This is a genomic window from Mesorhizobium sp. C399B, from assembly GCF_030323185.1.
GTDB lineage: Bacteria > Pseudomonadota > Alphaproteobacteria > Rhizobiales > Rhizobiaceae > Mesorhizobium.
In genome coordinates this window covers 6,282,064-6,299,132 of record NZ_CP100472.1, presented here as the reverse complement: position 1 = coordinate 6,299,132, position 17,069 = coordinate 6,282,064, and the positions used below count along the sequence as shown (strand labels likewise).

At 63.6% G+C, this 17,069-nt stretch carries 16 protein-coding genes; 12 read left to right on the top strand and 4 right to left on the bottom strand.

Annotated elements, in window-relative coordinates:
- Positions 1-29 precede the first annotated feature (29 nt).
- Positions 30-956 carry an N-acetyl-gamma-glutamyl-phosphate reductase gene (gene argC / locus NLY36_RS30150; protein ID WP_023682318.1) on the top strand — a complete coding sequence of 309 codons (927 nt, stop codon included), beginning with the start codon at positions 30-32 and terminating at the stop codon, positions 954-956.
- A 64-nt stretch (positions 957-1,020) separates the two neighbouring features.
- Entirely contained in the window at positions 1,021-1,860 is an 840-nt protein-coding gene (locus NLY36_RS30145; protein WP_023736495.1) for an aminoglycoside phosphotransferase family protein, read from the top strand.
- A 53-nt stretch (positions 1,861-1,913) separates the two neighbouring features.
- Here NLY36_RS30145 and NLY36_RS30140 read toward each other — a convergent pair whose 3' ends face one another.
- Positions 1,914-3,038, bottom strand: a complete 1,125-nt coding sequence (locus NLY36_RS30140; protein ID WP_023736494.1) for a COX15/CtaA family protein — start codon at positions 3,036-3,038, stop codon at positions 1,914-1,916.
- A gap of 150 nt (positions 3,039-3,188) precedes the next feature.
- Here NLY36_RS30140 and NLY36_RS30135 point away from each other — a divergent pair, with 150 nt between their 5' ends.
- Positions 3,189-3,404, top strand: a complete 216-nt coding sequence (locus tag NLY36_RS30135) for a DUF2842 domain-containing protein (protein ID WP_023669401.1) — start codon at positions 3,189-3,191, stop codon at positions 3,402-3,404.
- 15 nt (positions 3,405-3,419) lie between these two features.
- Here the strand turns inward: NLY36_RS30135 and NLY36_RS30130 are convergent, their stop codons facing one another.
- Positions 3,420-4,478 (bottom strand): polysaccharide deacetylase family protein, encoded by a 1,059-nt coding sequence (locus NLY36_RS30130; protein ID WP_023736493.1) that lies wholly within the window; start codon positions 4,476-4,478, stop codon positions 3,420-3,422.
- A 91-nt stretch (positions 4,479-4,569) separates the two neighbouring features.
- Between NLY36_RS30130 and NLY36_RS30125 the strand changes: the two genes are divergently transcribed.
- A complete protein-coding gene (locus NLY36_RS30125; RefSeq protein ID WP_023736492.1) occupies positions 4,570-5,799 on the top strand; it encodes a GNAT family N-acetyltransferase in 1,230 nt (409 codons plus the stop codon).
- A gap of 3 nt (positions 5,800-5,802) precedes the next feature.
- Here the strand turns inward: NLY36_RS30125 and NLY36_RS30120 are convergent, their stop codons facing one another.
- Positions 5,803-6,513, bottom strand: a complete 711-nt coding sequence (locus NLY36_RS30120; protein ID WP_023669398.1) for a GntR family transcriptional regulator — start codon at positions 6,511-6,513, stop codon at positions 5,803-5,805.
- A gap of 264 nt (positions 6,514-6,777) precedes the next feature.
- Between NLY36_RS30120 and NLY36_RS30115 the strand changes: the two genes are divergently transcribed.
- From NLY36_RS30115 to NLY36_RS30090, 6 genes are all read left to right on the top strand, one after another.
- Positions 6,778-7,878 (top strand): ABC transporter ATP-binding protein, encoded by a 1,101-nt coding sequence (locus NLY36_RS30115; RefSeq protein ID WP_023697428.1) that lies wholly within the window; start codon positions 6,778-6,780, stop codon positions 7,876-7,878.
- 34 nt (positions 7,879-7,912) lie between these two features.
- Positions 7,913-9,202 carry an ABC transporter substrate-binding protein gene (locus tag NLY36_RS30110; protein ID WP_023689479.1) on the top strand — a complete coding sequence of 430 codons (1,290 nt, stop codon included), beginning with the start codon at positions 7,913-7,915 and terminating at the stop codon, positions 9,200-9,202.
- 237 nt (positions 9,203-9,439) lie between these two features.
- On the top strand, positions 9,440-10,351 hold the full coding sequence (locus NLY36_RS30105; RefSeq protein WP_023697429.1) for an ABC transporter permease: 912 nt from the start codon (positions 9,440-9,442) through the stop codon (positions 10,349-10,351).
- A gap of 1 nt (position 10,352) precedes the next feature.
- The gene (locus tag NLY36_RS30100; RefSeq protein ID WP_023669394.1) at positions 10,353-11,171 is read left to right on the top strand and encodes an ABC transporter permease; all 819 of its coding nucleotides are present in this window, start codon (positions 10,353-10,355) and stop codon (positions 11,169-11,171) included.
- 2 nt (positions 11,172-11,173) lie between these two features.
- A complete protein-coding gene (locus NLY36_RS30095) occupies positions 11,174-11,920 on the top strand; it encodes an aspartate/glutamate racemase family protein (RefSeq protein ID WP_023697430.1) in 747 nt (248 codons plus the stop codon).
- 5 nt (positions 11,921-11,925) lie between these two features.
- Positions 11,926-12,762 carry a GNAT family N-acetyltransferase gene (locus tag NLY36_RS30090; protein WP_023693284.1) on the top strand — a complete coding sequence of 279 codons (837 nt, stop codon included), beginning with the start codon at positions 11,926-11,928 and terminating at the stop codon, positions 12,760-12,762.
- Between the two features lie 98 nt (positions 12,763-12,860).
- Here NLY36_RS30090 and NLY36_RS30085 read toward each other — a convergent pair whose 3' ends face one another.
- Complete coding sequence (locus NLY36_RS30085) at positions 12,861-15,071, bottom strand: GumC family protein (RefSeq protein WP_023697431.1); 2,211 nt, start codon at positions 15,069-15,071, stop codon at positions 12,861-12,863.
- 265 nt (positions 15,072-15,336) lie between these two features.
- Here NLY36_RS30085 and NLY36_RS30080 point away from each other — a divergent pair, with 265 nt between their 5' ends.
- Both NLY36_RS30080 and NLY36_RS30075 read left to right on the top strand, forming a co-directional pair.
- A complete protein-coding gene (locus NLY36_RS30080; RefSeq protein WP_023682330.1) occupies positions 15,337-15,900 on the top strand; it encodes a polysaccharide biosynthesis/export family protein in 564 nt (187 codons plus the stop codon).
- 7 nt (positions 15,901-15,907) lie between these two features.
- On the top strand, positions 15,908-17,038 hold the full coding sequence (locus tag NLY36_RS30075; RefSeq protein ID WP_023693282.1) for a glycosyltransferase: 1,131 nt from the start codon (positions 15,908-15,910) through the stop codon (positions 17,036-17,038).
- Positions 17,039-17,069 lie beyond the last annotated feature (31 nt).

Here is a 17,069-nt window from a genome sequence, read left to right as displayed (position 1 = left end):
GCCTGAATTAGCAGGGAATTGACGGGCACATGAAACCGAAAATCTTCATCGATGGCGAACACGGCACCACCGGCCTGCAGATCCGGGCGCTGCTGGCCGAGCGCGGCGACCTCGAGATCATCTCGATCCCGGCCGAGCGCCGCAAGGAAACGGCGGCGCGCGCCGAGTTCCTCAATGCAGCCGATGTCGCCATCCTGTGCCTGCCGGATGCGGCTGCCAAGGAAAGCGTGTCGCTGATTGCCAACGACACCACCAAGGTGATCGACGCCTCCACGGCGCATCGCGTCGCCGAGGGCTGGGAATACGGTTTTGCCGAGCTGGACAAGGATCAGGCCAGGATCATCGCCAATGCGAAACGCGTCGCCAATCCCGGCTGCTGGCCGCAAGGGCCGATCGCGACGCTGCGGCCGCTGGTCGCTGCCGGTCTGCTGCCGGCGGATTTCCCGATCACGGTCAATGGCATTTCGGGCTATTCGGGCGGCGGCCGGCCGATGATCGAGGACTATGTCGCCAAGGGCGAGGATGCCTCTGAATTCCAGGTCTATGGGCTGACCCTGCAGCACAAGCATGTGCCGGAGCTGCGCACCTATGCGAAGCTGTCGCACGATCCGATCATGCAGCCGGCGGTCGGCAATTTCGCCCAAGGCATGATCACAGTGGTGCCGCTGCAGCTCGGCGGGCTCGACCATGTGCCGGCCGGGGCCGAACTGCACGCGGCAATCGCCGACCATTTTGCCGCCATCAAGGGCGGCGTGGTCGAGGTAGCTCCTTACGAGCACGTGGAGCGCCTGCCCGAGATCAATCCCGAGGTCTATAACGGCACCAACCGCATGAAGGTCTATGTCTTTGCCAATGACGACCGGGCGCAGGCGCTGCTGATTGCGGTCTATGACAATCTCGGAAAGGGCGCCTCGGGTGCTGCCGTTCAGAACATGGATCTGATGCTCGGCCTTTAATTCAGTTGGAGAGAGCATTCTGTCGCCCGAAAACCGCTTAACACTTTTCGGCATCACGCTCTGAATGGACGCGCCTGCATTTCCAAAGCGCTGGAAGATCAGCGCGCCCGAGCTCATTGCCGAGACGTTTTCGAGCCGCATCTGGAAGGTGCGGCGTGAGGACGGCTCGCCGGCCATCGTCAAGGCGCTCAAATCATTCGACGATGTCGACGACGAGTTGCGCGGCGAGCACTATCTCGCATGGCGGCGCGGCGAAGGCGCGGTGCGGCTGCTTGGCCGGGACGGCCACCGCATGCTGCTGGAATATGCCGGCGACACCCTGCTTTCCGAAGTTCTGGCCAAAGAAGGCGACAACGCCGCGACCGCAATCGCGGCCGAGTTGATGGGGAGACTGTTCTCGCCCTCAAGACACCCTGCCCCGCCGGACCTGCAGCCGCTGCGGACACGGTTTGCCAGCCTGTTCAAAAAGGCCGGAGCCGATCGCGACGCCGGAGAGCACAGCCTCTATGTCGAGGCCGCCGAAATCGCGGACCGGCTGCTCGATGCCCCGCATGCGGTCAAGCCGCTGCATGGCGATCTGCATCACGACAACATTTTGCACGGTGCGCGCGGCTGGCTGGCGATCGACCCGAAGGGCGTGCTCGGCGATCCCGGCTTCGACTCCGCCAATCTGTTCTACAACCCACTGGGGCGCGACGACCTCTGCCTCGATCCCGAGCGCATCGCGCATATGGCCGAGATCTTCGCCAGGACACTCGGCCAGACGCCGGCTGCCATTCTCGACCATGCCATCGCCTATGGCTGCCTGTCGGCCGCATGGCATCATGAGGACGAGAATGCGGTCGACGAGAACCGCGAGCTGTCGGTTGCGGGAGTGATCCGAAAGGTGCGGCTCAGCTTCTGACCGGCGCAGCCTCGCGCGTTAGACGTAGCGAGGCAGTTCGTTCGCGAAATAGATTATTGCGACGGCCAAGACACCGTAGACGATGTACCTGCGTTCATGGGCGGCCGCGTTGGCAGTGGATAGGCGCCCTTGTTGCCGCGCCAGTGGGCGGCGGCAAATCCCAGCAGGACAAGCGCGAAGGCCTGATGGGTCAGCGCCATGTGCAGCGGCACCTGCATCAGCAGCGTGCCGATGCCGATCGAGGCCTGCACCAGCACCAGCAGAAACAGCAGCGTTGCGCGGCGTGCGTGTGTCGTGCCCGGCAGCCGCCGGCGCGTCGCTATCATATGCCAGAGCGCGATGGCAAAGACCGTATAGGCGCCGAGCCGGTGGACGAACTGCACCGTCTTCGGGTTCTCGAAGAAATTGCGCCAGGCCGGCTCGAGCAGAAGCAAATCTGACGGGATCACCTTGCCGTCCATCAGCGGCCAGGTGTTGTAGCTCAGGCCGGCGTCGAGCCCTGCGACCAGGCCGCCGAGATAGATCTGGACCAGCACCAGCAGCACGATGAAGCCGGCCAGCCTTTGTGTCGGCCGGTCGGCGGCAGGCTCCGAATGCGGCGCCAGCCCGCGCGCGACCACCATGGTGGCAGTGAAGATCAGGGCGGCAAGCGTCAAATGCGTGGCCAGCCGGTACTGGCTGACGGAGACGCGGTCGACCAGGCCGGAGGCCACCATCCACCAGCCGATGGCGCCTTGCAGGCCACCAAGCAGCAGAATACCGACCAGCTTTGGCCCAAGGCCGCGCTCGATGCGGCGCGTCGCCCACAAGACCAGCAACGGCAGGCCGAAGACCAGGCCGACACTGCGCGCCAGGATACGGTGCGCCCACTCCCACCAGAAGATCGACTTGAAGGCATCGAGGCTCATGCCCTTGTTGAGCTCGGCATATTGCGGAATCTTCTGATAGAGCTGGAATTCCTCCTGCCACTCGGCGTCGTTGAGCGGCGGTATCACGCCGTGGATCGGCTTCCACTCGGTGATCGACAGGCCGGAATTGGTCAGCCTGGTGGCGCCGCCGACCAGCACCAGCGCAAACAGCACCAGAAGCACGACATACAGCCAGCCGCGCACCAGCGCCCGATTTTTCAAGTCTCGATCGCGGTCAATGTAAGGCGCGGCGGCTGATATGGCGGCCATGGTTGGTCCCGGCAGGTTGACGTGGCGGATTGGTGAACCATCGCAACCCGGCTGACAAGACCGGACGGCGCGGCACGCCGTCGCGCCGCATCTCCCGGGTTGCACAGGCGCGCGGTTGGGCCTAAGCGGAGGCGATCAACGAGAACGCTCATGCCCATCCGCCTGAAAAAGCTGATCGGAACTTTCCTGCTGGTGGCGCTGGTCATCATCTATGCGCTGGTCGCGTCGATCATAGCGGTCGCGCAGCTGTCGCAATCCAGCCCGCTGGTGCACTTCCTGTTCTTCCTGTTCAGCGGCCTGTTCTGGGTGCTGCCTGCGATGGGCATCATCAAATGGCTGATCCTGGAGCCGCCGCCGAAAGGCTGAAGAGCCCGCCCCAGGTTAGATGGTGACCACCATTTTGCCGGCATTGGCCAGCGGCGTCGTTAAGCCCGACAACATGGTGCGGATATGGGCGACGCTCTGGTAGCGGCCGTTGATCGAAATGCGCGGCAGCGCGTGCAGGAAGCCGGCGTGCTCGGCGTGCAGCACGCCGTGGCGAGTGGTCACCGCCGAGGCGTAGCCGGCGTCGCGGGCAAAGCCCACTTCGCGGCAGCCGACAGCGCTGGCGTAACCATAGGGGTAAGCGAGATGACGTGGGTCTTCGCCGAGCTGCGCCTGCAGCTGGCGCCTGACGTCGACGATTTCATGGCGCGCATCGGCTTCGTCGAGCCGCTTCAGGTTGCGGTGGTTGACCGTATGCGCGCCGATCGTCACCAGCCTGTGCCCGGCCACGGCGCGGATATCGTCCCAAGTCATCAGCGTGCTTGGGCGCAAGCCATCGAGGTCGATGCCGTTCGAGTGCGCCAGATCGCGCAGCACGGCGCGCTGATCCTCCTCGCGCACCTCGAGCGTCAGATAGGCATGCAGACGCGCATTGGCGTGGAGTTTCTTGCCGTGGGTCGAGCAGTCTATGGTCACCGGCCCCTTCGGCGTCGCCAGCGTCAAACGCTCCCGCGCGTTGACGATATCCTCGACCACGTCCCACCATAAATCGGCGCTGCCGTCGATCAGACCCGGCGCGACATAGATGGTGATCGGCGCGTCGTGCTTTTCCAGCACTGGCAGCGCTTCGGTCATGTTGTCGCGATAAGCGTCGTCGGCGGTGATGGTGGCGAACTGGCCGTCCTTGCCGCCGGCCTTGATGCGCTCGATCGCCTCGTCGAGGGTGACGAAGGCATAGCCCCTCGCCTTCATGTCGGCGACGAGAGCGTCGAGGAATCGCGGGGCGATGTTGAGGTGGCGGTTAACGCCGTCCGGCTTCTCCGGCGTGGCGGTGACCCGATGCAACATGAGGATGGCGCCAATGCCGCCGACAAACGGCTTGGCCAGCGGTGCAAGGCCGGTAAAGCGGGCGATATTAAGCGCCAGTTTCCGAACTGCCTCACCACCGTCGATCATTCATTCACCTTTTGCGCCTAGGCTCGATCCAAGCACGGAACGCGCCGACGCGAACTCCTGATCGCGACGAATACGCCTTAAGGATTGAGGTATGGTTGACGCCACCGCGTCATTTGACGGCAATCGGCTCGCCGCAAGCAAGGCGTCTGCGCGCACGCCGGCTGCCGACCAGACCAGTCTGTCGGTGTCGATCGCAGATGCTGCCGCGCTCGCCTCTTACGGCGAATTCTGCCGTTCGGCGCTGTTTGCGCCGGCGCAAAGCGCGGCCTGGGTTCGTGCCTGGACGGCGCAGGCCAATCCCGATGCCGTCATTGCCACGCTGACAATCGAGGACAGGCCGGTCTTTGCACTGGCACTGGAAATCACGCGAACTGGTCCATTCCGCGTCGCCCGCTTCATGGGCGGGCGCCATGCCAACGGCAATTTCGCCGCCGCCGATCCGGCATGGCTGGCAAAGGCCGATGCCGGGGGGATCCGCAGGCTGGTGACGGCGATCGGCAAGGCGCGTCCCGACATCGATCTCGTTGCCTTGGAAAGGCTTCTGCCCGACCTCGATGGCTTTGCCAATCCGCTGGCGGCGTTCTCCAACTTTCCGAGCCCAAACCTGTCGCTCGCCGTCAATCTCGACGGTGGTTTCGATGCGCTGCTGTCGCGTGTGGGCGGCAAGCGCAAGCGCAAGAAGCACCGTTCGCAGACACGCAAGTTCGAGGCGGTCGGCGTTCATCGCCGCATCGAGGCGCAGACACCCGAAGACGTGAACCGGCTGCTCGACGCTTTTTTCGAGATGAAGGAGTTCCGCTTCGCCAAGATGGGCATCGCCAATGTCTTCGGCGAGCCGGAGGTGCGGGCTTTCTTCCGTGCCCTCTTCGCCAGCGCGCTGGCCGAGGAGAAACCGGCCTTTGTGCTGCATGGGCTCGAAGTGGCCGGCAAGCTGCGCGCAATCACCGGCTCGAGCCGCTCGGGCAAACGCCTGATCTGCGAATTCGGCGCCATCGCCGAGGACGATCTCGGCCACACCAGCCCCGGCGATTTCCTTTTCTTCGACATCATCGAGGAAGCCTGCCAAACAGGCTTCGATGTCTATGATTTCTCGGTCGGCGACGAGCCCTACAAGCGGCTCTGGTGCGATATCGAGACCCAGCACTTCGAGGTGCTGGCGCCCCTGACGCTGAAGGGACGCGCCCTGGCGTCGGCGCTGCGGCAGGGCGCACGGGCGAAAGCCTTCATCAAGAACAACCCGACGGTCTGGAAGCTGACCAAGATGCTGCGCCGCAAGGCCGCCGGACAGGCAGCGCCCGCTCCCACGGACGACGAAAACTAGCGTTCAGAAATTCAGCGCTTCGCGGAGCGCCGGGCCGGCCCTGACCCGCAGGTCGAGATCCGCCTCGATGTGGTCGATATGGTGCAGCATCAGCCGGCTCACCAACCCGCAATCGCCGCTTTCCAGCGCGCCGACCATTTCCGTGTGCTCACTGTGTCCGCAGGCCGACACGCCGGATCGTCCGTAAAGGGCGATGACCAGCGACGAACGCGCCACCAGCTCCTCCATGAAGCGCTGCAGGATGGCATTGCCGGCGACGGAGGCGAGCAGCAGATGAAAATCGCCCGACGCCTTGATTTCGGAGCGCCGGGCGGTTGGGCCGCGCTCGGCGATGAAGCGGCCTTCCTCGTCGAGCTGCGCGCGGAACGCAGCGATATCGGTGGCTGTGACCCGCCCACAGGCGGCAATGGCTATGCCCGGCTCGATCAGCCGGCGCGATGCGAACACCTGGCGCGCTTCCTCGGGCGAAGGGTTGGCGACGAAGGCGCCACGGTTGCGCTCGGTACGCACCAGCCCCTCGAAGGACAGCATCTGCAGCGCCGCGCGCGCGACGGTGCGCGAGACGTCGAACAGCGTGCCGACCTCGCCTTCCGACAGCTTGGTGCCGGGCGTCAGCCGACGGTCGACGATGGCGTCCCGCAGATTGTCGCGAATCGCCTGGGCGCGATCCTGGTTGGCGCTGTCGGCGGAATGGATCTGATCGGCAATGTTCATGGCGATGATGGTTCCCAGCCTCTTCTAGCGCGACTCGTCGCCTGCGCACGAGAGGCAAAGTGGACACGAAGCCAAAAAAGATTGCATACGATTCTTGTGCAGATCGCGCACAATCGCCCATAATTTGTGCAATGCACAAGATAGCCTACCGGCTTGGCAGTGGGCAAGAACCCCGATTTCGCTGTCGATTCAAACGTTTGGGCCGAATCTCGCCGATTGGCACGCATAATGCATTGGTTGACGCGACCAAACGGGGAAGCCTGAATGTCCAAAGCCGCCGAGATCGACATCGTCTCCGTTTCGAAAGTGTACGGAACGACGACTGCCGTCGAGGCCATCAGCCTGAAGATACCGGCAGGCACCTATTGCTGCCTGCTTGGCCCCTCCGGCTGCGGCAAGACCTCGACGCTGCGCATGATCGCCGGCCACGAAAGCATTTCGTCGGGCGATGTCCGCCTCGGCAACATCGTCGTCACCGACTTGCCGCCGGCAAAGCGTGGCACGGCGATGATGTTCCAGTCCTATGCGCTGTTTCCGCATCTCGACCTTGTCGACAATGTCGCCTTCAGCCTGAAGATGAAGGGCGTCGACAAGGAGCAGCGCCGTGCCAAGGCGCTCGACATGCTCAAGCTGATGCAGATGGAGGCCTATGCGACGCGCCGGCCGGCGCAGCTTTCCGGCGGCCAGCAGCAGCGTGTTGCACTCGCCCGCGCTCTGATCACCGATCCCGAGGCGCTGCTGCTCGACGAGCCGCTGTCGGCACTCGACCCGTTCCTGAAGATACGCATGCGCGCCGAGCTGAAGAAATTGCAGACCTCGCTTGGCATCACTTTCGTCCACGTCACCCACAGCCAGGAAGAGGCCATGGCCTTGGCGGACCTGATCGTGGTGATGAATGACGGCCGCATCGAACAGGCGGCGCCGCCGCGAGATGTGTTCGAAAGGCCGGCCACCGCCTTCGTCGCGCGCTTCATGGGTGACCACAATGTCATCTCCGGCCGGGTTACCGGCGCGCGCGACGGCATGGTCGTCTTCGACGTCAATGGTGGCGCCTCGCTCGCCGCCCGCGGGCAAGGCCGGGAGGCGGGCCAGGAGGTGGGCACGCCGATCGACATCGCCATCCGCACCGACCATGTGCGCATCGGCGAAGCACCCTCTCCCGGCCTCGGCTTCACCGGCATCGTCTCCAACATCGAATATCGCGGCGCCACGGTGAAGCTGTCGGTCACCGGCGGCGGCATCGACGATTTCACCGTTATCATCGACGATTCCGACTTCTTCGCCAAACCCGTCGCCCTTGGCGGCGCCGTACCGCTCGCCTGGGATTCCGAGGACGCCATCGTCCTCGGCCGCCTTCATTCATGAATTCAACGAAGCAAAACAAAACAGGGGAATAGGAATGACAAAAACAGTAGAAACAAAGACCGGAATTTCGCGACGTTCGTTGCTCAAGACAGGTGCGGCCGCCGTCGGCCTCGCCGCAGGCTCGGGCGCCATTACAGGCTTCCCGACCATCTGGGCGCAGTCCAACATCACGCTGCGCCAGTTCGGCACCGGCGTGTCGAACCTGAACGCGATCGCCGACAAGTGCAAGGCCGACCTCGGCATCACGCTGGAAATGACGGCGACCGATTCGGACGCGGCCGCCCAGCGCGCCGTGACCCAGCCCGACAGCTATGACATCGCCGACATCGAATACTGGATCTGCAAGAAGGTGTTCCCGAGCGGCGTGCTGCAGCCGATGGATGTCAGTAAGCTGAAATACTACGACGAGCTGGTGCCGTTGTTCAAAACCGGCAAGCTGACGCCCGACAGCATCATTGCCCAGGGCACCGCGCCGCACACGGTCGGCTATGTCGAAGCGCAGGACTCAAAGACCTTCGCCAAGGCGCCGACCAAGTGGTTCACCATGGTGCCGACGATCTACAACGCCGATACGCTAGGCATCCGGCCCGACCTCGTCGGCCGCGACATCACCACCTGGGCCGACATCATGGATCCGGCCTTCAAGGGCAAGACCGCGATCCTTAACATCCCGTCCATCGGTATCATGGATGCGGCCATGATCATGGAGGCCACAGGCAACATCAAATATGCCGACAAGGGCAACATGACCAAGGAAGAGATCGACAAGACGATCGACTTCCTCATCAAGGCCAAGCAGGCCGGCCAGTTCCGCGCCTTCTGGAAGTCGTTCGACGAGAGCGTCAACCTGATGGCATCGGGCGAAGTGGTCATCCAGTCTATGTGGTCGCCGGCCGTCGCTGCCGTGCGCTCCAAAGGCATCGCATGCCGCTTCCAGCCGCTCAAGGAGGGCTATCGCTCATGGGGCGGCGGCCTTGGCCTTGCCGCCCATCTCAAGGGCGCCGAGCTCGACGCCGCCTACGAATACATCAACTGGTATACGTCGGGCTGGGTCGGCGGCTATCTCAACCGCCAGGGCTACTATTCCGCCAATATGGTCTCGGCCAAGAAGTTCATGTCCGAGGACGAATGGGGCTACTGGATCGAAGGCAAGCCGGCCAAGGGCGAGATCAAGGCGCCGGACGGCACCGTCATGGAAAAGGCCGGCGCCGTGCGCGACGGCGGCTCGTTCGAAGAGCGTATGGGCAAGGTCGCCTGCTGGAACTCGGTCATGGACGAGGACCGCTACATGGTGAAGCGCTGGAACGAATTCATCGCGGCGTAGAGCGGACGCGTTCACTGTGATGTTGCGATCCTTCGCGCCCCCCTCTGTCCTGCCGGACATCTCCCCCACTTGGGGGGAGATTGGCAGCGTCATGGCCGGCTCTTCGTTAGCAACGTTGGAGTTTGGCGAAGGCCGTTATGAGAGTTCGATCTCCCCGCTCGTGGGGGAGATGTCCGGCAGGACAGAGGGGGGCGCGAAGGATCGCAAGTCATCGCGATCACGCGGAGGATTTTCCCAATGACAGTCGCGCTCGAACGCCCCGCCATCGCAGCAGCCAAGCCCGCCAGACGCCGCCGCGTCTCCCTTGGCGCCGTCACGCCCTATTTGCAATCGGCGCCGCTGGCGCTCATCCTCGGTGCGTTCCTGCTCTTGCCAATCATCATGATCGTCGTCGTCTCCTTCTGGGATTATGACTTCGCCGCCATGTATCCGGATTTCCTGACGACGAACTATTCCGACGTGCTGGGATCATGGGTCACCTGGAAGACCTATCTCAACACCATCAAATTCGCTGCCATCGTCTGGGCTCTGACCTTGTTCATCGGCTTCTGGGTCGCCTATTTCCTCGCCTTCCATATCCGCACCACCGCCATGCAGATGGTGCTGTTCCTTGTCTGCACGGTGCCGTTCCTGACCTCCAACATCATCCGCATGATCTCGTGGATCCCGGTGCTTGGCCGCAACGGGTTGATCAACTCGACGCTGGTGCAATTGGGGCTGGTGCCAAAACCCATCGAATGGCTGCTCTATTCGGAATTCGCCGTGGTGCTGGCCATGGTGCATCTCTACACGCTGTTCATGGTAACGCCGATCTTCAACACGTTGATGCGCATCGACCGCTCGCTGGTCGAGGCCGCGCGCGATGCCGGCGCGTCCGGCTGGCAGGTCTTGTGGAACGTCGTCATCCCGCTGGCCAAGCCCGGCATGGCGATCGGCACCATCTTCGTCGTCACGCTGGTGATGGCCGATTTCTCCACTGTGCAGGTGATGTCGGGCGGCCAGAGCGCGTCGGTCGCACTGATGATGAAGAACCAGATGTCGCTGCTGCAGTATCCCGCAGCCGCCGCCAATGCCGTAGTGTTGCTGGTGTTGGTACTGTTGATGGTCGCGGGCATCCTGCGCATCGTCGACATCCGCAAGGAGCTTTGAGGTGAGCCACGAAAAACGCACCCTCGAATTCTATGTGCTTGCGGTCTTCTTCACTCTGTTCGTGCTGTTCCTCTACGGCCCGCTGTCGGCGATCCTGATCCTTTCTTTCCAAGGCGAGACCGGCGGCCTCACCTTCCCGCTCAATGGCGTGTCGCTGCACTGGTTCGCCAATCTGTTCGAGCGCCAGGCGGTCGGCGATTTCGGCGGCAGCTTCAAGCGCTCGCTCGTGCTCGGCCTCATGGTGATGATCGTCACCGTCGTCGTGTCGCTGCTGGCAGGGCTCGCTTTCCGGCAAAAATTTCGTGGCGCCACCGCTTTGTTCTACCTGGCGGTCGCCAGCCTCGTCGTACCCTCGATCATCATTTCGCTCGGCATCGGCGTCGTCTTCCAGCAGGTCGGCTTCCGCCCGGCCTGGTACACATCGGCCTTCGGCGCGCACCTGACCTGGACCTTGCCCTTCGGCGTGCTCATCATGTTCGCCGTCTTCAACCGCTTCTCGCCCGCCTATGAGGAAGCAGCGCGTGACCTGGGCGCCAACTCCTGGCAGACCTTCGCCCATGTCGTGCTGCCGATGATCGCGCCGAGCCTGATCGGCGTCGGCCTGTTCGGCTTCACGCTGTCCTATGACGAGTTCGCCCGCACGCTGATGACGTCGGGCACCTTCAACACGCTGCCGCTCGAGATCTACGGCATGACCACCAATGTCACGACGCCGGTGCTCTATGCGCTGGGCACGGTGACCACCGTGTTCTCCTTCCTGGTGATCCTGGCCACACTGGGCGCCATCCTCTATGTCGGCCGCAGGCGGGCCAGGGTTTGATCGTGCAGATACTGGTGGTGAACCCCAACACGACGGCGAGCATGACCGAGACGATCGCGGCGGCGGCGCGCGCCGTTGCCGGCGCCGGGACCGAGGTGATCGCGGTCACCTCCTCGATGGGTCCTGCCTCGATCGAGGGCTATTATGACGAGGCATTGGCCGTGCCCGGCCTTTTGATGGAGATCGCCGCCGGCGAACGTGCCGGGGCTCAGGCCGCCATCATCGCCTGCTTCGACGATACCGGCCTGGATGCGGCACGCGCCATGGCCTCCATTCCGGTCATCGGCATCTGCGAGGCCGCTCTCAGTGTCGCCTCCTACATTGCCCAGCGCTTCACAGTGGTGACGACCACCGAACGCTCGCGTGTCCCTGTCGAGGGGCTGGTGCAGCGCTACGGCATGGCCGGGCGTGCCCGCGTGCGCGCCGCCGACATTCCCGTACTCTCGCTTGAAGACGCTGCTTCCGGCGCTGTCGAGAAACTGCGCGCCGAGATCGCCCGCGCCATAGCGGAAGACCGCGCCGAGGCCATCGTGCTCGGCTGCGCCGGCATGGCCGACCTGGCACACCGGCTGCAGCAAGAGTTCGACCTGCCCGTCATCGACGGCGTCGGCGCCGCCCTCAAACAGGCCGAGGCGCTGATCGCATTGGGCCTGTCGACCTCGAAGCGCGGCTCCTATGCCAGTCCGCTGGCCAAGCCCTATCGCGGCGTGCTGAAATCCTTCTCGCCGGGGGTGGTCGCCGCGGAGTGAACGCTATGAAGCCTACCGTCCGCGCATTGTCTCCGCCGGAAGTGACCGTTCTCATCGACTGGGCGGCGGCTGAAGGCTGGAACCCTGGCCTTGATGATGCCGCCGCGTTCCGGCCAACCGATCCTGAAGGGTTCATCGGCGCTTTTGTCGACAACGAGATGACCGCCGCCATCTCGGCTGTCGCCTATGGCGGCAACTTCGGTTTCATCGGTCTCTACATCTGCCGACCAGACATGCGCGGCAAAGGCCATGGCAAAGCAGTCTGGAATGCGGGCATGGCCAGGCTGGCCGGCCGAACGGTCGGCCTCGACGGGGTCGCCGCGCAGCTGGCGAATTATCGCCGCACGGGATTCAGCTCGGCGTACGAAACCATCCGCTTCAGCGGCCGTATCGCGACCCCGCCCGTCCGAAGCGAAGGGGTGCGCATGATAACCACGCAACTCGTGCCCGACATCATCGTCTATGACGCCCGCTGTTTCCCCGCGCCTCGACGAGCCTTCCTGCACCGCTGGGCGCAGCCGCCGCATTGCGGGTTCGCCGCGATCAGTTCACTCGGCACCATAGGCTACGCCGTGGCTCGTCCCTGCCGTTCGGGTTACAAGATCGGCCCGCTGTTTGCCGACGACACCGAGACGGCGATGCAGCTCATGGGCAGTCTGGCTGCCGCATGCGAAGGTGGCGACCTGCATATCGACGTTCCTGCCGAAAATTTCGATTTCACCACGGCGCTTTCAGCAATTGGTTTCAGGCCGACCTTCACCACCACGCGCATGTACAAGGGCCCGCCTCCGAAGGTCGACTCGCGCCGAATATTTGGCGTGACGACCCTGGAGTTGGGGTAGATCCCGGCGCCGACTGACAGGCTTGGTTTTTCGGGAGCCGGCGGGCGATGGACGAGCCGATCCGTAGTAGCGCCGCCTAAGTCGAATTGTCTGATGTCTCAGGCGGCGCTACGTCGTCCCGGCACGGGGTTACCCGGCGTCTCGTGGCCGATCGGCGTCACCAGAGTGAGGTCGGGATAGCCGCTTTCGATCAGCTCGACGGCGGCCTGCGCCACCTCATCGTCCGCCTGCAGCATGGACATGAAGACCTCGGTGCTGTCGCCGACCAGTCGGCTGATGCCTTGCGCATCGGCCGGTCCGCATTCGACGATGACCAGATCATAGGCGGTGGTCAGCGACTGCATGATGATCGGCAGCCGGTCGGCGGCGCGCATGGCGCGAACCGGATCGGCGGTGCCGACGGGAACGACATGGCAGTCCGAATAGAGGTCGGCGTGGATGACGTCGCTGAACTGCGCTTCCGAAGCCAGCAGATTGGTGATGCCGGGGAAAAGTCCGCTGTCCAGCATCGGCCGCGAGGCGGCACCTGACGCCGTGAGATCGAGCAGCAGCACGCGCAGGCCAGCGTCGGAGACTTCGCGCGCTACCAGCACTGCCGATGCAGCCGCCTCATCGCCTTCGGGCGACACGAAGATGGCGCGCGCAGCACCGCTGGCGATCAGCTTTTCCGCCGCCTTCTCGACATCGATCTCGCCAAGGCTGGAGCGGACAGGTTCGGCTTGCGGTTCGGAACCGGCAGCCGCTGCTCCTTCCAGCACTGAAGGAGCCGGCTCGGGCTCTGGCACCAGTTCAGACTCCACGGTCGTCGGCTGATCGTCCACTTCCACGACCTCAGGAGCCGGTTCCGGGTGGACGACCGGCGCCGACATTGCCGGCATCGCAACCTGCTCGATACGCTCGAAGCGCGCCCCTGGGGCCGGACGCATGGCGCGGCCGGAAAACAGCTCCTGCAGCAGCGTGATGACCGACATCAGCAGCAGCGAGCCGACTAAGGCGGCGCCGACGATCGGCACGAGCTTGGGGAAATAGGGTTCCGACGGCACGCGCGCCTCGGAAAACACGCTGGCATCGACCGGCAGATAGTTTTTGCGCGAGGACACTTCGCGGAAGCTCGCCATATAGGATTCAAGCTGCTGGCGCCGGACGTTCGCCTCGCGCTGCAGCGCATCCAGCTGGACCTGCTCCTCGCCGGCCCGCGACGACGCCGCTTTCAGCTTGTTGACGTCCGATATCAGCTGGTTTTCGCGCGCCTGGGCGGTCTGCGCCTGCGTCAGCAACCCGCGCATGATTTTTTGCGCTTCGTTGCGGATCTGGCCGTCGAGATCGGCAAGCTGCGACCTCATCGCCCGCAGGCGCGGATGGTTGTCGAGCAAAGTGGTGGAAAGATCGGCAATGTTGGTCCTGAGCTCGATCTGACGCTCACGCAGCCGCTGGATCAGATCGGACGACAGCACTTCGGGTACAGCGTCCAGCGAACCGCCATTCTGCAAAGCCTGGCGCACCCTTTCGGCCGTTGCCTCGGCCGAAGCGCGGCTGGCGCGCACACGCGACAGCTCGCTCGACAGCTCGGACAATTGCTGTGTCGCCAGCACCGAATTGTTGCCAGCCATCAACAGGTCCGACTGAGCGGAGCGGAAGGCCGCGACCTTGGCCTCTGCATCCCTGACCTGCTTCTGCAGCTCCTCGATCTCCGGCCCGAGGAAGGCGGTCGCGGCGGCGTTCGACGTGGTCTTGGCGTCCGCCTGATAGGCCAGGTAGGCCTTGGCGATGGCGTTCGGAATGTCAGCGGCAAGCTGGGGATCTTCCGAGGAAAATTCGACGGCGATGGCACGCGTCTTCTCCACGCCATAGACGTTTAGCTTGTCGCGCATTTTAGTCAGCACGCGCTCTTCGAGCGGAATCTCTGCCGGATCACTTTTCAGTCCGGCAATGACAAGAAGTCGGGCTGCCGGCGACATGCCGAGCGCATCGTTGAACTCGGGCTTGTCGCCCAGATGCAGATTGCCAGCCACCTTATTGAGAATGTCGGACGAGGAAATGACCTGAACCTCGGTTGCTACACCTTCCGCATCGAGCACAGGTTTGTCGTCTTCATTGGTACCGGCAGGCCGCGTATAGGCCGATTCGCTCAACTGGATTTTCAGCTGCGTCGTCGCCTTGTAATGCGGCGTGGCAAGCCACGCGAACGCGAAGGCGAGACCAGTGACGAGAAGCGTGATCACAAGAATGCGCAGCCAGTTCCGCGCCAGGCTGGCGAAGAGCTGTCTCAGGTCGACATCGACATCTGCGGCCGCGGACTGGTCGGACATGCATTCCTGCTCCGGAACATGAGGCTAGATGGTAGCGTAAACAACTATGGTAACTCAGCCGTTAAGATCGCGGTAAGCAGCTGTTAGGGTTTGCTGACATCCGGTAAACAAAGCCAGCAAAACTATACGGCTTTTTGTCGATTGCCGCCAAATCGGCCGCGTCCCTTTACCGGCCATTAACCCTAACAGGATGATAACGAACCCAGATCCTTAAGGTTTGCCGCCGTGTCCTGGCGGCCATAGCGACGAAGGTGTGTGTCCGATCATGAAAAGCGCTGCTGGTCTGTTTCGCGCTCTGCTGGCCGTGTCGATCCTCGCCGGCTGCTCCAGCTACCGGCCGACGCCGGCGGCCTTCCACGAGGTACTCGACCAGCCCTATCGGCTCGGCGCCGGCGACCGTGTCCGCGTCACCGTGTTCGAACAGGACGGTCTGACCAACACCTACAGTGTCGATCAGTCCGGCTACATGTCCTTCCCGCTGGTCGGCGCGGTGCCGGCGCGCGGCCACACGGCCCAGCAGCTGGAAAAAGCGCTCGCCGACAAACTGCGCCAAGGCTATCTGCGCGACCCCGACGTGTCGGTCGAGATCGATCGCTACCGGCCGATCTTCGTCATGGGCGAAGTGGGCGCCGCCGGCCAGTATTCCTACGTGCCGGGCCTCACCGTGCAGAAGGCCATCGCGATTGCCGGCGGTTTCTCGCCGCGCGCCAACCAGGAAAGCGTCGACATCACCCGCGACATTAACGGCAAGGTGATGACAGGCCGGGTGGTTACCTCCGATCCGCTGCTGCCGGGCGACACGGTCTACGTTCGCGAACGCCTGTTCTGACATCAACGTGGCGGACCAGCTCAGGATCGTCCACTGCTTTCGCTCACCCGTCGGCGGGATCTTCCGGCATGTGCGCGACCTGACGGAGGCCCAGCTCGCCGCCGGACATGTTGTCGGCATCGTCTGCGATTCGACCACCGGCGGCGAATACGAGGAACGCCTGTTCGACCAGATGAAGGACAGCCTGGCGCTCGGCATCCATCGCACGCCGATGCAGCGCCATGTCGGGCCGGGCGACTTCGCCTCGGCCTGGCGCACTTACAGGATCATCAAGGAATTGCAGCCGGACGTGTTGCACGGACATGGCGCCAAAGGTGGCGCCTATGCCCGTCTGTTCGGTTCATTGCTGCGGGTATCTAGGTCTCGCGTAGCCCGCCTCTATTCGCCGCATGGCGGCTCCCTCCACTATGATGAAACGACGACGACCGGGAAGCTGTTCTTCGCGCTCGAGCGCTTCATGGCGCGCTTCACCGACTGCCTGCTGTTCGTCTCCGACTATGAGCGGCGCACCTATCGCAGGAAGGTCGGTGAACCGCCTATCCCGAACACGCTGGTCTATAACGGCCTGCGCGCCGCCGAGTTCGAACCGGTGGTCGCACAGCCCGACGCGGCCGACCTGCTCTACATCGGCATGATGCGCGACCTCAAAGGGCCTGACATTTTCATCGACGCGCTGGTGCTGGCCGGGTCCCAGCTTGAGCGCCGCTTGACCGCGGTCATGGTCGGCGATGGCGACGACCTGCCGCGCTACCATGCGCAGGTGAAACGGCTGGGACTCGGAAAACAGGTCCGCTTCTTGCCGCCGATGCCGGCCAGGGAGGCATTTTCGCTGGCCGATCTGGTCGTCGTCCCCTCCCGCGCGGAAGCCATGCCCTATATCGTGCTGGAGACGCTGGCGGCCGGCAGGCCGATGATCGCCACGGCCGTCGGCGGCATTCCCGAAATCTTCGGTGAGGGATCCCCTGCCCTGATCCGTCCCGATCCGCGCCAACTCGGCGACAAGATGGGTGAAGCGCTGCGCGATCTCGACGCCTACCGGCGCGTCATGCCCGATACCGCCAGCCTCAAGGCGCGATTCGGCGCCGATGTGATGGCCGCCGAAATCGAAAAGGCCTATTTCGCCGCGCTCAACAGATAGACGACCGTCCAAAACCACAAGTTGTCTCAAG

What these genes read in the sequence shown, in the direction of transcription:
- NLY36_RS30090 (WP_023693284.1), top strand. Translation starts at nt 11,926, where the DNA reads ATGAAGCCTACCGTCCGCGCATTGTCTCCGCCGGAAGTGACCGTTCTC.
- NLY36_RS30125 (WP_023736492.1), top strand. Translation starts at nt 4,570, where the DNA reads ATGGTTGACGCCACCGCGTCATTTGACGGCAATCGGCTCGCCGCAAGC.
- NLY36_RS30145 (WP_023736495.1), top strand. Translation starts at nt 1,021, where the DNA reads ATGGACGCGCCTGCATTTCCAAAGCGCTGGAAGATCAGCGCGCCCGAG.
- NLY36_RS30115 (WP_023697428.1), top strand. Translation starts at nt 6,778, where the DNA reads ATGTCCAAAGCCGCCGAGATCGACATCGTCTCCGTTTCGAAAGTGTAC.
- argC (WP_023682318.1), top strand. Translation starts at nt 30, where the DNA reads ATGAAACCGAAAATCTTCATCGATGGCGAACACGGCACCACCGGCCTG.
- NLY36_RS30135 (WP_023669401.1), top strand. Translation starts at nt 3,189, where the DNA reads ATGCCCATCCGCCTGAAAAAGCTGATCGGAACTTTCCTGCTGGTGGCG.
- NLY36_RS30110 (WP_023689479.1), top strand. Translation starts at nt 7,913, where the DNA reads ATGACAAAAACAGTAGAAACAAAGACCGGAATTTCGCGACGTTCGTTG.
- NLY36_RS30120 (WP_023669398.1), bottom strand. Translation starts at nt 6,513, where the DNA reads ATGAACATTGCCGATCAGATCCATTCCGCCGACAGCGCCAACCAGGAT.
- NLY36_RS30080 (WP_023682330.1), top strand. Translation starts at nt 15,337, where the DNA reads ATGAAAAGCGCTGCTGGTCTGTTTCGCGCTCTGCTGGCCGTGTCGATC.
- NLY36_RS30085 (WP_023697431.1), bottom strand. Translation starts at nt 15,071, where the DNA reads ATGTCCGACCAGTCCGCGGCCGCAGATGTCGATGTCGACCTGAGACAG.
- NLY36_RS30105 (WP_023697429.1), top strand. Translation starts at nt 9,440, where the DNA reads ATGACAGTCGCGCTCGAACGCCCCGCCATCGCAGCAGCCAAGCCCGCC.
- NLY36_RS30130 (WP_023736493.1), bottom strand. Translation starts at nt 4,478, where the DNA reads ATGATCGACGGTGGTGAGGCAGTTCGGAAACTGGCGCTTAATATCGCC.
- NLY36_RS30140 (WP_023736494.1), bottom strand. Translation starts at nt 3,038, where the DNA reads ATGGCCGCCATATCAGCCGCCGCGCCTTACATTGACCGCGATCGAGAC.